Annotated in this window: 17 protein-coding genes; 15 read left to right on the top strand and 2 right to left on the bottom strand. The window is 66.9% G+C overall.

The genetic code is table 11. The annotated features are described in order from the left end of the window. Positions 1 to 29 precede the first annotated feature (29 nt). The 9 genes from BG61_RS03725 to BG61_RS03685 all read left to right on the top strand — a co-directional run bounded on the left by BG61_RS03725 (position 30) and on the right by BG61_RS03685 (position 9,347). Positions 30 to 737 (top strand): alpha/beta fold hydrolase, encoded by a 708-nt coding sequence (locus tag BG61_RS03725; RefSeq protein ID WP_232256316.1) that lies wholly within the window; start codon positions 30 to 32, stop codon positions 735 to 737. A 46-nt stretch (positions 738 to 783) separates the two neighbouring features. Continuing rightward, positions 784 to 1,593 (top strand): FAD binding domain-containing protein, encoded by an 810-nt coding sequence (locus BG61_RS03720; protein WP_035935118.1) that lies wholly within the window; start codon positions 784 to 786, stop codon positions 1,591 to 1,593. 21 nt (positions 1,594 to 1,614) lie between these two features. After that, on the top strand, positions 1,615 to 2,067 hold the full coding sequence (locus tag BG61_RS03715) for an SRPBCC family protein (RefSeq protein WP_035935115.1): 453 nt from the start codon (positions 1,615 to 1,617) through the stop codon (positions 2,065 to 2,067). A 47-nt stretch (positions 2,068 to 2,114) separates the two neighbouring features. After that, a complete protein-coding gene (locus BG61_RS03710; protein ID WP_035935112.1) occupies positions 2,115 to 2,633 on the top strand; it encodes a (2Fe-2S)-binding protein in 519 nt (172 codons plus the stop codon). After that, positions 2,630 to 4,981, top strand: coding sequence for a xanthine dehydrogenase family protein molybdopterin-binding subunit (locus BG61_RS03705; RefSeq protein WP_035935109.1), 2,352 nt, complete (start codon positions 2,630 to 2,632; stop codon positions 4,979 to 4,981). Before BG61_RS03710 ends, BG61_RS03705 begins: the two co-directional genes overlap by 4 nt. Further along, positions 4,971 to 5,696 (top strand): enoyl-CoA hydratase/isomerase family protein, encoded by a 726-nt coding sequence (locus BG61_RS03700; RefSeq protein ID WP_035935106.1) that lies wholly within the window; start codon positions 4,971 to 4,973, stop codon positions 5,694 to 5,696. Before BG61_RS03705 ends, BG61_RS03700 begins: the two co-directional genes overlap by 11 nt. Before the next feature lie 40 nt (positions 5,697 to 5,736). Beyond that, positions 5,737 to 7,302, top strand: coding sequence for a UbiD family decarboxylase (locus tag BG61_RS03695; RefSeq protein WP_035935103.1), 1,566 nt, complete (start codon positions 5,737 to 5,739; stop codon positions 7,300 to 7,302). A 129-nt stretch (positions 7,303 to 7,431) separates the two neighbouring features. Beyond that, a complete protein-coding gene (locus BG61_RS03690) occupies positions 7,432 to 8,349 on the top strand; it encodes a LysR family transcriptional regulator (RefSeq protein WP_035935100.1) in 918 nt (305 codons plus the stop codon). A 107-nt stretch (positions 8,350 to 8,456) separates the two neighbouring features. Next, positions 8,457 to 9,347, top strand: a complete 891-nt coding sequence (locus tag BG61_RS03685) for a 2OG-Fe(II) oxygenase (RefSeq protein WP_035935097.1) — start codon at positions 8,457 to 8,459, stop codon at positions 9,345 to 9,347. A gap of 78 nt (positions 9,348 to 9,425) precedes the next feature. Here the strand turns inward: BG61_RS03685 and BG61_RS03680 are convergent, their stop codons facing one another. Next, positions 9,426 to 10,271 carry a hypothetical protein gene (locus BG61_RS03680; RefSeq protein ID WP_035941576.1) on the bottom strand — a complete coding sequence of 282 codons (846 nt, stop codon included), beginning with the start codon at positions 10,269 to 10,271 and terminating at the stop codon, positions 9,426 to 9,428. A gap of 294 nt (positions 10,272 to 10,565) precedes the next feature. Here BG61_RS03680 and BG61_RS03675 point away from each other — a divergent pair, with 294 nt between their 5' ends. The 4 genes from BG61_RS03675 to BG61_RS03660 all read left to right on the top strand — a co-directional run bounded on the left by BG61_RS03675 (position 10,566) and on the right by BG61_RS03660 (position 14,850). Next, on the top strand, positions 10,566 to 12,551 hold the full coding sequence (locus tag BG61_RS03675) for an alkaline phosphatase family protein (RefSeq protein WP_051672242.1): 1,986 nt from the start codon (positions 10,566 to 10,568) through the stop codon (positions 12,549 to 12,551). 117 nt (positions 12,552 to 12,668) lie between these two features. After that, on the top strand, positions 12,669 to 13,922 hold the full coding sequence (locus BG61_RS03670; protein ID WP_035935093.1) for a cytochrome-c peroxidase: 1,254 nt from the start codon (positions 12,669 to 12,671) through the stop codon (positions 13,920 to 13,922). A gap of 47 nt (positions 13,923 to 13,969) precedes the next feature. Beyond that, positions 13,970 to 14,572 (top strand): hypothetical protein, encoded by a 603-nt coding sequence (locus BG61_RS03665; protein WP_035935442.1) that lies wholly within the window; start codon positions 13,970 to 13,972, stop codon positions 14,570 to 14,572. 89 nt (positions 14,573 to 14,661) lie between these two features. Further along, positions 14,662 to 14,850, top strand: a complete 189-nt coding sequence (locus tag BG61_RS03660; protein WP_129572195.1) for a hypothetical protein — start codon at positions 14,662 to 14,664, stop codon at positions 14,848 to 14,850. A gap of 6 nt (positions 14,851 to 14,856) precedes the next feature. On the opposite strand, the gene glcC is transcribed toward BG61_RS03660, so the two are convergent. Next, the gene (glcC, locus tag BG61_RS03655) at positions 14,857 to 15,624 is read right to left on the bottom strand and encodes a transcriptional regulator GlcC (protein WP_035935090.1); all 768 of its coding nucleotides are present in this window, start codon (positions 15,622 to 15,624) and stop codon (positions 14,857 to 14,859) included. Between the two features lie 234 nt (positions 15,625 to 15,858). Here glcC and glcD point away from each other — a divergent pair, with 234 nt between their 5' ends. Beyond that, complete coding sequence (glcD, locus tag BG61_RS03650) at positions 15,859 to 17,358, top strand: glycolate oxidase subunit GlcD (protein WP_035935087.1); 1,500 nt, start codon at positions 15,859 to 15,861, stop codon at positions 17,356 to 17,358. After that, positions 17,358 to 18,425, top strand: coding sequence for a glycolate oxidase subunit GlcE (glcE, locus tag BG61_RS03645; RefSeq protein ID WP_035935083.1), 1,068 nt, complete (start codon positions 17,358 to 17,360; stop codon positions 18,423 to 18,425). The genes glcD and glcE overlap by 1 nt, the downstream gene beginning before the upstream one ends. The last annotated feature ends 2 nt before the right edge of the window (positions 18,426 to 18,427 follow it).

Here is an 18,427-nt window from a genome sequence, read left to right as displayed (position 1 = left end):
TCGGACACGGTCCGCGTAAGGTAATCGCAATGAGCGGCTGGTTCGGCAGCTCCGCCGACTGGTCCGCGATGATTCCGGCCCTCGACACGGGCACCTTTACTTACGTATTCTTCGACTACCGCGGCTACGGCCGCGCGATCGAAAGCGAAGGCGAACATTCGTTCGACGAAGCCGCCCGCGACGTGCTCGCGCTCGCGGACGAACTCGGCTGGGAGCGCTTCAGCCTGGTCGGCCATTCGATGGGCGGCATGGCGATGCAGCGCGTGCTGCTCGCGGCGTCCGCGCGTATCGAGCGGATGGCGGGCGTCGCGGCGGTGCCCGCGTGCGGATCGCGCATGGACGACAAGCGGCTTGCCATATTCTCGAGCGCCATCGATGATCTCGACGCGCGCGCGGCGATCATCGGTTTTTCGACCGGCAACCGGCTGTCGAAGGCCTGGTGCGCGCATCTCGCCCGGGAATCCGCGCGCACCTCCTCGCGCGACGCGTTCGCCGCCTATCTGCCGCACTGGGCGACCGGCGATCTCTCCGCGAGCGTGGCAGGCAATCCGGTGCCGGTGAAGCTCTTCGTCGGCGAGCACGATCCCGCGATCACGGCGGAGCTGACGCGGCGCACATGGCTCGCGTGGTATCCGAACGCGGACCTGGAAATACTGGCGAACGCCGGTCATTACCCGATGCATGAAGTGCCCGTCGCGCTCGCGACGGCGCTGGAAAACTATCTGAAGCACGCATAGAACCGGCATCGGCGCGCGGATGCGTCGATGCCGGCAGGAGACAGGCATGTACGAAACAACTTATGTGCGGGCGCGCTCGCTCGCCGAGGCAAGCGCATTGCTCGTTGAACACGAGGAAGCGCGCCCGCTCTCGGGCGGCATGACGCTGATCCCGACCCTCAAGCAGCGGCTTGCCGCGCCCACGCATCTCATCGACCTGACGCGGCTGGACGAACTCAAGGGCGTCGCGCTCGCGGGCGGCACGCTGCGCATCGGCGCGAGCACGACGCACGCGGTGGTCGCGGGTTCGCCCGTCGTGTCGTCGGCCATTGCCGCGCTCTCGCAACTCGCCGGGATCATCGCGGACCCGCAGGTACGCAACCGCGGCACGCTTGGCGGCTCGGTCGCGAACGACGACCCGGCGGCCGACTATCCCTCGGCCGTCCTTGCGCTCGGTGCCACGGTGGTGACGCCGGCTCGCCGCATCAGCGCCGACGACTTCTTCATCGACACCTTCGAAACCGCCCTCGAACCGGGCGAGCTGATCGTAGCGATCGAGTTCCCCGTTCCGCGGCGCGCGGCCTATGCGAAATATCGCCACCCCGCATCGGGATACGCGGTGGTGGGCGTGTTCATCGCGCAGTTCGACGCGGGCGTCCGGGTAGCCGTGACCGGCGCGGGCGCCTCCGTGTTCCGCTGGCTCGACGCCGAAGCCGCGCTCGGGCGCGATTGCTCGGAGGCAGCGCTCGATGCGATCGAGGTCGATCCGTCGACGCTCCCCGACGACGCGAACGCGTCGGCTGCATACCGCGCGCATCTCATCAAGACCTACACACGTCGCGCGCTGAATGCGCTCTTGCAGCAGCGGCACCACTGATCGAACCGCCAGGAGAAGAACATGGAATTTACCGGATCGCAGATCATCGCGGCATCGCGCGAAGTCGTATGGAAGGGCTTGAACGAGGCCGCCGTGCTTCAGGCGTGCGTGCCCGGATGCGAAGCCTTCACGCCCGTCAGCGACGATGAATTCACCGCGGTCGTGGTCGCATCGGTCGGGCCCGTGAAGGCGCGCTTCAAGGGCAGCCTCGTGCTTTCCGAGCGCATCGAAGGCGAAGGCTACAGGATCGCGGGACAGGGCGAAGGCGGCATCGCCGGATTCGGCAAGATGACGGCGACCGTCACGCTCGCCGACGCCGAAGAAGGCACGCTGCTCACGTACATCGCCGAGGCGCAGGTGGGCGGCAAGCTCGCGCAAATCGGCTCGCGGCTCGTGACATCGGTTGCCAACAAGCTCGCCGCCGAATTCTTCAAGCGCTTCAACGCGAACGTCAGCGAAGCGGTCGCCAGATGAACACGCGGCGCGCCGCAAGGCCGCCGAGTCAGGGAAACAGGTAGATCATGATCGAAGTTCAATTGCAGGTGAACGGCACCGACGTCCGGCATGCGGTGCCCGACCATACATTGCTCGTGGAGTTCTTGCGCCAGACGCTGCGGCTCACCGGCACGCATGTCGGCTGCGACACGAGCCAGTGCGGCGCATGCACGGTCAATCTCGATGGGGTCGCGGTCAAGTCGTGCACGATCCTCGCCGCACAGGCGAGCGGCGGCACGGTGGTGACGGTGGAAGGGCTCGCCGCGACCGCGGACCAGCCGATGCATCCGGTGCAGCAGGCGTTCGTCCAGTGCCACGGCCTTCAATGCGGCTTTTGCACGCCGGGCATGATCATGGCGGTGGACCACTACTTGCGCAAGCCGCCGGCGCTCGACGACGCCAGCATCTGCCATGCGCTCGAAGGCAACATCTGCCGCTGCACGGGGTACGTGAACATCATCGAGGCGGTGCGGCACGCGGCACGGGAGATGTATCCCGAGGCATGTGCCGCAAGTGAAGCAGGCGCAGGGAGCGAGCGCACATGATCGGCAAACCCATTCCGCGCGTGGAAGATGCGCGCTTCGTCACGGGCAACGGCAACTATACCGACGACATCAACATCGAAGGCCAGACTCACGCCGCATTCCTGCGCTCGCCGCACGCGCACGCGCGCCTGCGCTCGATCGACATCACGGCCGCCGCCGAAGCGCCCGGCGTGATCGCCGTGCTGCTCGGCCAGGACTATCTCGATGCGGGGTTCCAGGGCGTCGATCACGTGCCCAATCCAGCCGACGCGGTCATCTCGTCGCAGCCCGCGTTCCTCACTTCGACCACCGGCTCGATCTTCAATCAGCGGCACATTCCGCTGCCCATCGACAAGGTGCGCTATGTCGGCGAGGCGATCGCGATGGTGATCGCGAGCACGCCGCTCGAAGCACGCAACGCCACGGAGCTGATCGACGTCGACTACGACGTGCTCGACGCTGTCGTGCACGGCGCCGACGCCATGCACGACAGCGCGCCGCAACTGTGGGACGGCGCACCCGGCAACCTGTGCTTCCAGACCCAGATCGGTGAGCGCGACAAGGCTTGCGCCATCCTTGCCGGCGCCCATCTCGTCGTGCGGCGCGAGTTTCACAACAGCCGCATCGTCAATTGCCAGATGGAGCCGCGCAGCGCGATCGGCTGTCATGACGCCGCGTCGGACACGTACACGCTGATCTCCGGCAGCCAGGGCGCAGTGCGCCAGAAGCTCTGCATCGCCGCGGCGCTCAAGGTGCCGCCCGCTCGGCTGCGCGTGGTATGCCCCGATACGGGCGGCGGCTTCGGGCCGCGTTCGTTCGTGTACGTCGAGCAGCTTGCGGTCGTATGGGCTGCGCGTCACGTGGGCCGTCCGGTCAAATGGACGAGCGATCGCAGCGAAGCCTTCCTCTCCGACTATCAGGGACGCGACCAGATCATCCGCTGTGCGATCGGCTTTTCGAAGGACGGACGCATTCTCGCCATCGACAACGAATGGATCGGCAACGTCGGCGCGCATACGGTGTCGTATGTCCCGATGTCGAACGGCACGCGCATCATGACGACCGTGTACGACGTGCCGGTTGCCGCCGTGCACGTGAGCGCCGTGCTGACCAACACCGTGCCCACCGCGCCGTATCGCGGCGCCGGACGCCCCGAGGCCACGCATGCGATCGAACGCGTGCTCGATCTCGCGGCCGGCGAGCTCGGCATCGACCGCGCGGAGATCCGCCGCCGCAATCTCGTCGCGCATGACAAGCTGCCGTATCGAAGCCCGATGGGCCTCACCTACGACAGCGGCGAGTTCCTGCGCAACATGGAGCGCGCGCTCACGCTCGCCGAATGGGACAGCTTCGAGACGCGCCGCGCTGCCTCGCGGGCGGCGGGGCGGCTGCGTGGCATCGGGCTTGCGAACTACATCGAGTCGCCGGTGGGCGCGCCGCGCGAACGCATCGAGATCACGGTGCTGCCCGAAGGGGTGATCGATATCGTGTCGGGTACGCAATCGACCGGACAGGGGCATGAAACCACCTTCGCGCAAGTGATCGCCGAGCATCTCGGCGTGCCGATGTCCGCGGTGCGGCTGCGCACCGGCGACACCGCGTTCGTGAGCGTCGGCGGCGGCAGTCACTCGGACCGCACGATGCGACTCGGCGGCATGCTGCTTGTCGAGGCCTCGGCACGGATCGTCGCGCAGGGCAGGCGAATCGCCGCATCCCTCGCCGGGTGTGAGCCCGAGCATGTCGATTTCGCCGACGGGAAATTCGTCGCGCGGCACTCGCGGCAGGCAACCGGTCTCTTCGAACTCGCCCGCCTCGTTCAATCCGATGGTCTTCCCGGCGAGCCCGCCACGCGCAAGCTCTACGCCGACGCCGAATTCAACGGCCGCGTGCCCGCGCATCCCACGGGCGCCGCCGTCTGCGAACTCGAAGTGGACCCGGACACGGGCAGCGTGGCGCTCCTCAACTACACCTCGGTGGACGACGTGGGCCAGCCGATCAATCCGCTGATCGTCGAAGGCCAGGTGCACGGCGGGCTTGCGCAGGGCATCGGCCAGGCGCTGTCGGAAGGCTGCTATCTCGACCGTGAAAGCGGCCAGGTGCTGACCGGCTCCTACATGGACTACGGCATGCCGCGCGCGGGAAGCGTGCCGCCGCTGCGCGTGGAGCTGACCGAGGACCCGACCCTCGGCAATCCGCTGCGCGTGAAGGGCGGCGGCGAGAGCGGCATCACGCCCGCCACCGCGACCATCTTCAACGCGCTCGCCGACGCGCTGCGCGAGATCGGCACGGAAGAACTCGCGATGCCCGCCACGCCTAAAGTGGTGTGGGAATTCATTCACCGCAAAGAGGAACACGACCATGTCAACTGAACCGGTTGCAATCGAACGCAACGGCGACACGCTCGATATCGTGCTCGATCGCCCGGACCACGGCAACCGCATCAACGCCGCGATGAGCGCGGCGATCATCGGCGCCGTCTCGAATCTTGACGATACCGTCAAGCTCGTTCGCATCACGAGCAGCAGCGCGGATTTCTGCACCGGCCGCGAGTCGCCTATGCCGCCGCCCGATGCGAAGCCGTCCGCTGAAACGCTGCGCCGCGTGGTCGCCGCGCCGCCGCTCGCGCTCTACGACGCGCTCAAGGCCGTGCCGGTGCCGGTCATGGCGGTGGTGCGCGGCCGCGCGATCGGCGTGGGCTGTGCGCTTGCAGGCGTATGCGATCTCGCGCTCGCCGCCGACGACGCCGTCTTCCAGATCCCCGAGATGGAGCGCGACATTCCGCCGACGCTCGTGATGTCCGCGCTCATCGGCCGCGTGCCGGTCAAGACCGTCGCGCACATGGTGCTCAGCCGCGCGACGCTGAACGCGAGCGAGGCGTTGCAGGCGGGCCTCATCAGCCGTGTCGTGCCGGCCGCCGAACTCGATGCGCAAGCCGACGGCCTCGCCGCCACCATGCTCACGTGCAGCGCCGTCACGCTGCGCGCGGTGAAGCAGTTCCTCCACCTCGCGCCCGAAATGCCCGCTGCGGGCGCGAGCGGCTTCGCGGCGCACCTCGCGGCGACGGCGCTGTCGGCCCGCTTCTGAACGCGCCCCGGCCTTATCGAACCGATCAAAGGAAGACACATTGAAACGCCAAGCTGAGATTCCGGGCACCGCACGCGGCGCCGCCGCGCCCGATCTGGAGCAGTTCCGCCTGCGCCGCTTTCTCGAGTCGCTCGACGAAAGCGAACTCGAACGCCATGACCAACCGGTCGACCTCGGCGACATCGCCGGCCTCATGGAAGGCAACCGGCGCGCCGTCTGGTTCGCGCGGCCCTCGGGCGGCGCGACGTCGCTCGCGGGCAACGTCACGGGCAGCCGCTCGCGGCTCGCGAACGCATTCGGCACGACACCCGACAAGCTGCTCGACGTGGTGCGCGAACGGCTGCGCACGCGAGGCAGGCTCGTGGAGGTGACGCGCGAGGAGGCGCCGGTGCAGCAGGTCGTCGTGACGGGCGACGCCTGCGACTTCACCACGCTGCCCGTTCATCTGCAGCACGATCTCGACGGCGCGCCCTACATCTCCGCGTCGATCGATTTCGCCGTCGATCCGCAAACCGGCTGGACCAACGTCGGCGTGCGGCGCCTGATGCTGCGCGGCCGCCGCACCGCCGGCATCGATCTCGTCGCGCCGTCGGACCTGCGCGCCATCAGCATCGCCTACGCGAAGCGCGGCGAGCGTCTGCCGATCGCGTTCGCGGTCGGCACGCATCCGGTCGATCATGTCGGCGCGACGATGCGCATTCCGGCCGACGAACTCGAACTCGTCGCGGCGCTGCGCGGCGCGCCGATGGGCGTGGTGAAATGCGTGACCAGCGACCTGCTCGTGCCCGCCGACGCCGAGTTCATCCTCGAAGGCTATCTCGACGAACGCGGCCACGCCGAACCCGAAGGACCCTATGGCGAGTTCCTCGGCTACTACGGCGGCATCAAGACCAACCCGGTGTTTCACTTGACGGCGATCACGCACCGCCGCGACGCCGTCTTCCAGACCTGCACGATCGGCGGCCGTTCGATGGCCCGCACGGACACGGCCCAACTCGCGGCGCTGCGCACCGAGGTAACGGTATGGCGCGCGCTCGAAACCGCCGTGCGCGAAGTGAGCGCCGTCTATTGCAGCCCGGCGACGGGCGGCATGTTCAACGTGCGTGTCGCGATGCAGCAGCGTGTGCCCGGCGAAGCACGCAACGCGATCACCGCGGTCTTTGCGTCGCTCGCCAACGTGAAGCACGTATTCGTGGTGGACCCGGACATCGACATCTTTTCCGACGAACAGATGGAATGGGCGCTCGCCACACGCTTTCAGGCCGACCGCGACCTGATGGTGCAAGCAGGGATGCGCGCGATGCCGCTCGACCCGTCGCTCGGCGGCGCGGCGCACACGGCGAAGGCCGGCTTCGACCTCACGCTGCCGCTGCTCAAGCCCGGCGAGGAGCGTCAGCTCGAGCATCGCGTGCCGACGCCGCCGCACTATGCGGGCCCGCGCTTCGAAACGCTCGAAGCCGCGCTCGAAGACGGGCCGAAGCGCTTCGTCGATCTGATGGCGGCAACCGGTACGCGCGACGGCCGCGAGATCGTGCGCTGGCTGGAAGACACAACGGCACGACGCCCCATCGCACGCGACGACGAGGGCCGCTACGGCTTCGCGTGACAACGGTTCGCGTGAACCGGTCGCCTGCCTGAGCCCCGCCCGCGTCCGCCGCCAGGATCGGCGCGCGGGCGGGACGGGATAGAATCCCGACATACTCAGGTCGCGCAACACGCGAAGGAAACGTCGCAGATGAATCTGTCTCTCAAGCAACTCAAGGTCTTTCTTGGCGTTGCGAACGCCTCGAGCTTCACGAAGACCGCGCAAAGCATGCACCTGAGCCAAGCGGCGCTCAGCGCAATCATCCGCGAACTGGAGACGCAACTGCAGTGCCGCCTGCTCGAGCGCACGACGCGCACCGTCGCGCTCACCGATGCCGGCCGCATGTTCTACCCCACCGCCGTCAAGATCGTCGAGACGCTCGAGAAATCGGTGATCGAGCTCAACGAGCTGGGCCGGCAGAAGCAGGCGTCGCTGCTGCTCGGCTGCACGCCGATGATCGCCGCGAGCCTCATGCCGCAGGTGCTCGCGCGCTTTGCGCAGGCGCATCCCGAGTCGCAGATCGAACTCGTCGACCGCCCGCCTTCCGAGCTGCACAAGATGGTGGAAGAAGGCGATCTCGATGCCGCGTTCGGCATTTTCTTTTCCCAGCTGTCGGGCATCGACCGCGTGCCGATCTTCCCCGTGCAGCTGGTCGCCGTGACGGCGCTCGACCAGGCGGCGACGAGTGCCGTGACTCGCCCGATCAACGGTGACTGGCGCGCTCTGGAGGGCCTGCCGCTGATCACGCTGCCGAAGGACAACCCTTTGCAGCGCCTGATCGAAGCGACGCTCTCCAAGGAGGAAGTGACCTCCGGAAAGCGCATGGTCGTCGCTCACCTGCAAACGGCGATAGCGATGGCGCACGCGGGACTCGGTGTCGCCGTGATGCCGTCGTTCTGCGAGCACATCTGCCAGCACTATCGCGTGCGCGTGGAAGTGATGCGGCCTGCCGTGGAGTTTTCGTTCTATCGGATCACGCGCGCCGGACGCGGCACGCTCACCGTACTCGACCAGTTCAGCGAGATGTTCGCGCAGGCTGCGCAGCGTCGCCCCACATCGGCTCAATAGACGCCTTGCAGGCGCGCCTCCTCGCATCGAGGCGCGCGGCGATAGGCGAATTGTCGCAATCGATTGCTAGCATGTGGCCGGTCACATCCGGAACGAGAAGGCGCCACATGATCGTCAATTTTCCCCAGGACGTGCGCGACTGGCTGGTCGCGCATCTCGAACGCGGCACACCGCCCGCCACTATCACCGCGCAGCTCGAAGCGCAGAACGTGCCGGCCGTGCTCGCGGCGGCCATCGTCGATACGGTTGCGCACGCCGTCGCTCGCGGCGCACCGCCGCCCGCGGGGCAGCTTCACGTCGATGAAACGCCGGTCGCGGCGGCGCCCTTCCGGCACGAAGAACCGCTGCATCTGGGCCGCGCGCCGGTGCTCGATGCGGGCGATCGCCGCGTGCAAGTGCTGGCGCGTCTCGAACGGCCAGCGGTGGCGCTGCTCTCCGGTCTCCTCGACGCGCGCGAATGCGCCGCGCTGATCGCGCTCGCGCGGCCCCGGCTCGATGCCGTGCGCGTCGTCGATCCGCAAAGCGGCGAAGACGTGATCGCGGAACACCGCAGCAGCGAAGGCATGTTCTTCCGGCCGCTCGAAACACCGCTGGTCGAGCGCATCGAACGGCGCATCGAGAAGCTCACCGGCATACCGCTCGCACACGGCGAAGGCATACAGGTGCTGCGCTACCGGCCGGGCGCGCAGAGCACGCCGCACTTCGACTTCCTGCTGCCGGCCAACGCCGCGAACCGCGAGTCGATCGAGCGCAGCGGCCAGCGGATCAGCACGATGGTGATGTACCTGAACGATGTCGAATCAGGCGGCGAGACTGCCTTCACCGAAGCCGGCCTCTCGGTGACGGCGCGTGAAGGCAACGCCGTCTACTTCCAGTACGGCAACCGCCTGGGGCAGAGCGATCATGCGTCGGTGCATGCGGGTTCTCCCGTGCTCGCGGGCGAAAAGTGGATCGCCACCAAGTGGCTGCGCGCGCGCAGATTCGTGCCGCGCGCCTGACACGCGCGAGCATCGCCGCATTCGATTCACAGCATGCAATGAAGCGAACAAGCGGGCGCCGGGGCGCCCGCTTCGCGCTTACTGTTCGAGCCAGACGCCCACGTAGTCGCGCGTGTTGCCGCCCGCCACTGTGCCGTGCTGAATGACCGCGAGGCGGAACTGCCCGTTGATCACGTACAGCGCCGGAATCAGCCAGTCGCCATGATTGCCGGCCGGGGTCACCTCCCCGTTTGCGACCTTCGCAGCCGTATTGGTCGTCACGCCCGTGCGGCCGTCGAAGAGCGACATGTTCCCCGAGCCGTCGATCGTGAGGCTCGAATGCGTCGTAAGCGGCGTCGCCGATCCGTCGCGCAGGCAGTCCTCGTAATACACCGGGAATTTGCGCCCGCCGAGTATGGTCGGGTCGGTGATCGGCGTGCCCGCCACCATCACGTAGGTCGACTTCGTCAGTGCATTCGCGATTGCCGGATTCGGCGTGCCGAGTCCGCCGGCCACCGCTTCGCACGTCTCGACGATACCCGGCAACAGCACCGGCGTCGCCGAAGGAATGTTGCCGAGCGTGATCCCGAAGTTCGGCGTGCCGCTGACGCTCATCACGCCGTCATTGGCCGCATCCGCGGTGAGCGTGGCATAGCTCGCGCCGCCGACCGCCATCGTGCCCGTCATGGATGAAGGCGGGAACGTGAGCGTTGCCTGCGTGCCGGTCAGGCCCCCATCGAGATAGCGAAACGCGGTGAACGACTGCGTCTGCGTGACCGCTGCCGGCGCGCTTGCGCCAGCGGGCGCCGATGCAGGCGCGCCCGCAGCCGGTGCCGATGCGCCCGTGGGCGCAGGCGTGTTGTTGTCGTTATCGCCGCCACAGGCCGCCAATGAAAGAACCGTGACGAGCGCAGCCACCGCGCACGCTGATTTCTTGAGCCGCATTTTTCTTTTCCTTTTTTTTTTGCCCTCTGAGGCGTCACGCGATGCGAGCCATCGACTTCGGGCATGACATGTAGAAGTGGGAACGCGGCGGAGTGTATGCGGCCTTTATGACGCGAAGACTTCAACTAGAAGTCATTTGCAATACAGGGAAGCCAATTCTTTCAGCAATCGAAAGGAACGGTACATGAAACTTTAATCATGCATGTCAACAATGCGCCAGCCTTGTGTAAAGCGGCTCGTTGCACTTCGCCGAAGCACGCGGTTCCCGATCAAGAATAAAAAGGAGCTAAAAATATGAATCCCCGGTACGAACCCGCGCAGCCAAGGCTGCGCGCCATTGCCATCTCGGCGTCCACGCTCTTCGTGATGGCCGTCGTGCCTGCCCTGCTCACCGCTTGCGGCGGCGACAGCGACAACGGCGGCACGCCCGCGGCCAGCGTCAAGGTCCAGGGCACGGTAGCCGGCAAGTATGCGAACGTCACGGTGTGCAGCGACGCCAACAACAACGGCGTGTGCGATGGCGGCGAAGCCACCGCCAAGACCGATGCGAACGGCAACTTCACGCTTACGGCGACAGCGGCGAACCTGCCGACCGTCGCCGTGATCGCTGCGAACACGCCCTACGTCGACGCGCAGACGGGCGCCGCGAAAACCACCACGCAGGCGGTCGTGTTCCGCGCGCCCGCTGCATCGAACACGGTGCTGAGCCCGCTCACGACCGAAGTCGTGCGCGAGATGGAAGCGGCCAACATCGACCAGCCGACTGCCGCCGCGAAGATCGCCGGACGCATCGGCGTGAGCGCGGACCAGGTGCTCGGCGACTTCACGACGGTCGCCGACGCCACGGCGAAGCAGGCGCTCGTCACCGAGGCCAACATCGATGCGAACGGCTTTGCCCTCGCCTCGACGATGGTCGCGCGCGGCGACGTGCTGCCCTCGACGGGCAAGCCGATGACGCTGCAGCAGGCCGAGCAGGCCGCGTTCAACCTGGAGGGCGTGCCGCGCTTCGACAACCTCTTCGTGATCATCCTCGAGAACCACACGAACAGCGCGATCGACGGCTCGCCGCTCGCACCGAAGATCACGGCGCTGCTGGATTCCGGCAACCGTGCGACGAACTACTACTCGACGGGCCAGCCGTCGGAGCCGAACTACCTCGCGCTCGGCTCGGCCGACGACTGGGGCATCACCGACGACTCCGCATGGTGGTGCATGCCCACCGGCAATACGCGCGATACGCCAACCGACCCGTTGCCGAAAGGCGCGAGCGCATGCAACAACGCGACGGTCCACAACATCAAGAACGGCCGCTCGATGTTCTCGGCGATGAAGAAGGCGGGCATGACGTGGGCCGTCTACAACGAGTCGATGAACCCGGGCCAGGACGTGCGCGCCGACGGCGTCGCCGATGCCACGATCATCGCCACCGACAACCTGAATCCGTCGCTGCAACTGCCGTTCCCGGGCGGTCTCTACAAGACCAAGCACAACAACTCGATGGCCTTCGACGACGTGCGCAACGACGGCGAGTTCTTCAAGGAAAACCGCACGATGGGCGGCGGCCAGTGGGACGCGGCCATCCTCGCCAGTCCGAAGCGCCCGGCCGACTGGGACGTCGATCAGCTCGGCACCGACCTGAAGACCGGTAACGTCGCGACCCTGAACTACCTGATCCCCGACCAGTGCGACGACATGCACAGCATCTCGGTCAAGGACACGACCGGCACCACGGTGGCAAGCGATTGCGCGGGCAACCCGATCATCACGCGCGGCGACAACTACACCGACTACCTCGTCAAGAAGATCCAGGCTTCTCCGCTCTGGCACAACACGAGCAAGCGCGTCGGCATCGTGATCACCTTCGACGAAGGCAACGGCAACTATCTGGGCGCGGCGTCGTGCTGCGGCTGGAATGCCAACGGTACGTCGGTGAACGGCCAGCTCGGTGAAACGGCGACGGTCACCCAGCCCATCGTGAACTACAACAAGGGCAACAAGGGCAACGGTCCGATCATTTTCGGCGTGTTGACGAACCAGCCGAACGCGCCGGTCGGCATCAAGGACGCGGACGACTACAGCCACTTCTCGTTCGTGCGCACGATGCAGGACATGTTCGGCCTCGCCGACCCGGGCATCCCGACGAGCTACATGAACCGCTCGAAGTACACGCAGGCTTTTATCGCCGCCAATCTGGTTTCGCTGCCCGAGTTTCAGGGCAGCTTCAATCCGCACTATGACGCGGTGCGGCCGATGGCTTCGGTGTTCGCGCTGGCGAAGTAACGCCATGGGCGGGACGCGGCGCGCCGTGCACACGGGGCGCCGCGCCCCGCTTGGAGACTTGCACGGGCGCACGGCCGGCATGCCGGCCGTGCGCTCTTCACCCATCTGGAATTCAACATGCACTCAGGCTTGATTGCGGCTCTCGCCGCGACGCTGCTGGTCGCGGCGTGCGGCGGCGGCAACGACAACGGGCAGGCCGCATCGGCGCCCGCCGCGTCCGCCCCCGCGCCCGCATCGGGTACGGCGCCAACGCTCAGCCTCGCCGCTCAGGTCGGCGAAAAGATGTTCTTCGACAAGACGCTGTCCGGCTCCGGCAAGCTTGCGTGCGCTTCGTGCCACAGCCCCGATTTCGCGTACGGGCCGCCCAACAATCTGGTGGTTCAGCTTGGCGGCCTCGACAACAACTCGCCGGGCGTGCGCACGGTGCCGTCGCTGCGCTACAAGGAATTCACGCCGCCCTACTCCGACCTGCTCGACAATCCCGACGGCGTGACGCCTCCGGGCCCCGGCGGCGGCTATACGTGGGACGGCCGTGCCGCCACGCTCGCCAGCCAGGCGCCGATTCCGCTCCTCACCTCGTACGAGATGGCGAACTCCGGGCCGGCCGCGGTCGTGAACGCGCTGAAAGCGGGCCCGTATGCGGCGCTCTTCAAGCAGGCGTTCGGCACCGACGCACTGAACGACACTGACAAGGCGTTCAACTTCGCGCTGTCGGCGTTGCAGAGCTACCAGCAGGAAGATCCCGACTTTCACCCGTACACCAGCAAGTTCGACCTGCTGCGCACCAATCGCGGCAACTACATGACCGCGCAGGAATTGCGCGGGCTCGCCGTGTTCAACGACGAGAACAAGGGCAACTGCATCGCGTGCCACCTGAGCGGCAATGCGCAGGGCGGCAGCGTCGCGCCGTTCACCGACTACTCGTTCGAAGCCGTCGCGCCGCCGCGCAATCCCGCGATCCCGGCCAATGCCGATCCGGCCCACTTCGACATGGGCCTGTGCCAGGCGACGGAAACCGGGCACTCGCCCGCCACGACGCCGCAGTACTGCGGCATGTACAAGACGCCCACGCTGCGCAACGCCGCGACGCGCCAGGTGTTTTTCCATAACGGCGCGTTCCGCACGTTGCGCGACGTCGTCGAGTTCTACAACAAGCGCGATACCAACCCGGAGCTCTTCTATTCGAAAGCGGCGGACAACAGCGTCAATATCTACGACGACCTGCCCGCCCCGTACCGCAGCAATGTCGACATGACCGTGCCGGTTGTGCATACGCGAGGCGCCGCGCCGGCGATGAGCGAGCAGGACGTCGACGATCTGGTCGCGTTCCTCGGCACGCTGACCGACGGATTCCAGCCGCCGCAGAAATGACCGCGGCGAAGAGCCGTACCCGACTTACCCAGGACCAGAACCGAAACATGAAAAGACTCACTGGATGCGTGATCGCATGCGCGCTCGCCGGATGCGGCGCGCACGAGGAAGCGAACCGCGAAAACCTCACCGCCGCCGTGTCGCAGTTTCTCGATGCGCATGGCGACATGTGCGTGGGCAAGGTCAACTGGCCCATCGACATCACGAAGGAAGAGGCGCAGGCGCACACGCCCAACTCGATGCAGTTGCCCGCGCTGAAGAAGGTCGGGCTCGTCGAGCAGAAGCAGGTCTCCGATACGACGATGCGCTTCTCCCTCACCGACGAAGGCAGGAAGTACTACCTGCACAAGCCGATGCCGAGCGTCGCGTCGGACGGCACGATGCGCATGCACGAAGGCGATCTCTGCTACGGCAAGCTGCATGTCGACAAGGTGATCGGATGGGAGCCGGTGCGCACGGAGAACGGCGCGCAACGCACGGTGGTGACGTATACGTACACGATCGATGCAGCGCCGTGGACGCGCAACCCGGACGTGCAGCAGATGTTCCCCGTCGTGGCGATGGTGGTGAAGAGCGGCGGCGTGCTGCAGCTGAAGCAGGTCGTCGTTCTGACCAAGGATGGCTGGAAGGGACAAGTCGGAACGGGCTGAGTTCGAAGCGAAGGCTTCGCTCGATGAGACGCCGCCCTGCTGAAGCGGCGTCGAAAGCGAAATCGAAGGCGGAATTGAAAGGAAGCGCGATGCAGAACGACCTTACCCAGTTCGAGCTGAACTGGCTTCTCGAACTCGCCATCAACGGCAGTTCCGCCGTGCCGCGCTTCATCGCCGCACGTCTGCGTGATCTGGGATATGCGGAGCAGGTGTTCGCCGAGACGCACGCCAACCGGCGGGGCCGCGAGCGCCTGCTGGCTGCGTCGCCCGGCAACTGAGCGCCGTCACTCCCACCCTTGCAGGCGCAGCGTGGCCCGCACGAGCCGCTGCTCCTCCTGCTCGATCTCACTGAGTCCTTCACGAACGCTGCGGATATGCGCGCTCGCCGCCTTGCGCGCCTGCTCCGGCAGCCTGCCGGTGATCGCGTTATAAAGGCGCGCGTGCTGACGGTCGATCTGGCGCTTCTGCGGCTGCCGGTGATAGAGGTTGTTCACCGACGCGAACACCGAACTCAGCATCAGATCCGTGAGCGAGCCGAGCGTATGGACCAGCACGGGGTTGTGCGACGCTTCGCAGATCGCGAGATGAAACGCGTGGTCGAGCCGCGCGTGGTCCGCGGCGCTGGTTTCCTTGTCGTGCGCGGCGAGCATCTCGTCGTAGCGCCGGGTGATGAGCACGAAATCGGCGGGCGTGCCGCGCAGCGCCGCGAGCCGCGCGGACTCCGCCTCGAGCATCTCCCGCACTTCCAGCAAGTCATAGAGCGTGCGCGGCTGCGATCCGAGCAGATGCATCATCGGCGAAGGCGCCGGCTGCGCGGTCAGATTGGCCACGAACGATCCCTTGCCGTGCTGCGTCTCGATGATGCCGCGCGCGCGCAGGAGCTTCAGTCCTTCGCGAAGCGCCGTTCTGGAGACGCCGAGCTTGTCGGTCAGACGGCGCTCCGAAGGCAGCGTCTGGCCCGACTTCAGCACGCCGTCGACGATCAGCCGCTCGATGCGCTCGGCAACCACGTCTGCTATCTGCCGGCTGGCGCCGGTTTCGGCGGAAATCATCGTCTTTTCCTACTGGTATGACCACTCTTCGATGATACCACGCTGGCCGACCGGCATTCGTGCCAAAGCCAGTCCACAGGCTGGTTGCGAGAAAAACGCAGGCGAGCGCCCCGATCAAGAACTGGTACGACCACTGTTGATCGACCTCGACAGTGGAGGCCATTGACGCAAGAATCAGCGCGAGACACCCGGAAGCGCGGCGCCCCTGCGCCTGCGAATCCACAGGAGACTACGATGAGCTTTCAATACGACGAGCGCCTCGACGGCCCGCTCCCCACCCATGACAAGGCCGCGCTCGTCGCGGAACTCGGCGCGCTGCTGCCCGACCTGCAGCTTCTGCACGCAACTGAAGACCTTCGTCCGTTCGAGTGCGACGGCCTCTCGGCGTATCGCACGACGCCGATGATGGTCGCGCTGCCCGGGCGCGTCGAGCAGGTGCAGGCGCTGCTGAAATTCGCTACGGCGCGCAATGTGCCGGTCGTCGCGCGCGGCGCGGGCACAGGCCTGTCCGGCGGCGCGATGCCGCTCGAAAAGGGCATCCTGCTCGTGATGGCGCGCTTTAACCGCATTCTCGACATCGACCCGGAAGCAGGCACGGCCCGCGTGCAGCCCGGCGTGCGCAATCTCGCGATCTCGCAGGCCGCCGCGCCGCACGGCCTCTACTACGCACCCGATCCGTCGTCGCAGATCGCCTGCTCGATCGGCGGCAACGTGGCGGAGAACGCGGGCGGCGTCCATTGCCTGAAATACGGCCTCACCGTGCACAACATCCTGAAGGTCGAAATCCTGACGATCGACGGCGAGCGTCTGACGCTCGGCTCCGAAGCGCTCGACTCCCCCGGCTTCGACCTGCTCGCCCTTTTTACCGGATCGGAGGGCATGCTCGGGATCGTCGTCGAAGTGACGGTGAAGCTATTGACCCGACCGCAGAGCGCCAAGGTGCTGCTCGCCAGCTTCGACGACATCGGGAAGGCGGGCGACGCCGTCGCACAGATCATTGGCGCGGGCGTGATCCCGGGCGGGCTCGAAATGATGGACAACCTCTCGATTCGCGCGGCCGAGGACTTCATCAAGGCGGGCTATCCGGTCGATGCCGAGGCGATCCTGCTGTGCGAACTGGACGGCGCGGAGTCGGATGTGCGCGAGGACTGCGACCGCGTGGGCGCCCTGTTGCGCACAGCCGGCGCGACGGACATCCGCATCGCGCAGGACGAAGCCGAGCGGCAGCGCTTCTGGGCGGGCCGCAAGAACGCGTTCCCCGCGGTCGGGCGCATCTCGCCCGACTACTACTGCATGGACGGCACCATTCCGCGGCGCGAACTCGCGCGCGTGCTGAAGGGCATCGCGGAGCTGTCGGCCGAGTACGGCCTGCGCGTCGCGAACGTGTTCCATGCGGGCGACGGCAACATGCATCCGCTGATCCTCTTCGATGCCAACGCGCCCGGCGAGCTCGACCGCGCCGAGGCGCTCGGCGCGCGCATCCTCGAACTGTGCGTCGCCGTGGGCGGCAGCATCACCGGCGAGCACGGCGTGGGGCGCGAGAAGATCAACCAGATGTGCGCGCAGTTCAACAGCGACGAAATCACGCTCTTTCACGCGCTGAAGGCAGCCTTCGACCCGGCGCGCCTCCTCAACCCGGGCAAGAACATCCCGACGCTGCACCGCTGCGCCGAATTCGGCTCGATGCACGTCCATCACGGCGCACTGCCGTTTCCGGAACTGGAGCGCTTCTGATGCGACGCGAATTCGATTCGATGGACGACAGCGAGCGGCTCGTCGCCCAGGTTCAGCGCTCGCTCGCGAGCCGCACGCCGCTGCGCATCCGCGGCGGGGACAGCAAGGCGTTTCTCGGCCGCGCGGTGGACGGCGAGGAACTCGATACGCGCGGCCATCGGGGCATCGTCAGCTACGACCCGACCGAGCTCGTCGTGACGGCGCGCGCGGGAACGCCCGTCGCCGAACTGAACGCGCTGCTCGACGACGCCGGCCAGATGCTGCCGTGCGAGCCGCCCGCGTTCGGGACCGCCGCGACCGTTGGCGGCGCCGTCGCCAGCGGCCTGTCGGGCCCGCGCCGGCCGTGGTCCGGCTCGGTGCGCGATTTCGTGCTCGGCTGCCGCGTCATCACGGGGCAGGGAAAGCATCTGCGCTTCGGCGGCGAGGTGATGAAGAACGTGGCGGGCTACGACATGTCCCGGCTGCTCGCGGGCAGTTTCGGCTGCCTGGGCGTGTTGACGGAAGTGTCGCTCAAGGTCCTGCCGAAGCCTCGCGAACGCCGCAGCCTGTCGCTCGAACTCAACGCCGCCGAAGCGCTGCGCGAGCTTTCCGCGTGGCGCCGCGCCGCGCTGCCGGTGAGCGGCGCATGCCATGTCGACGGCACGCTGCACGTGCGGCTCGAAGGCGGCGCGGGATCGGTTGCGTCGGCGGTCGATCGCATCGGCGGTGCCGGACTCGACACGGGCTTCTGGGAGTCGCTGCGCGAACAGCGCCTGCCGTTCTTCGACGATCCGCGGGCGCTCTGGCGTCTGTCGGTGCCGAACAATACGCCGCTCGAAGCGCTGCCGGGCGCGGTGCTGAGCGACTGGGCAGGCGCGCAGCGCTGGCTCAAGAGCGATGCGCCCGCCGCAACGATCCGGCAGATCGCGCAGTCGGCGGGCGGTCACGCGACGTGCTTCACGCCGCTTGCCGCGAGCGAGCCGTTTCATGCGCTCGCCGCGCCGCTCTTGCGCTTTCATCGCCAGTTGAAACAGCAACTCGACCCGCACGGGATCTTCAACCCGGGGCGCATGTACGCCGACCTTTGACG

The organism is Caballeronia glathei (assembly GCF_000698595.1).
GTDB lineage: Bacteria > Pseudomonadota > Gammaproteobacteria > Burkholderiales > Burkholderiaceae > Caballeronia > Caballeronia glathei.
This window is presented reverse-complemented; position numbering and strand designations above follow the sequence as displayed.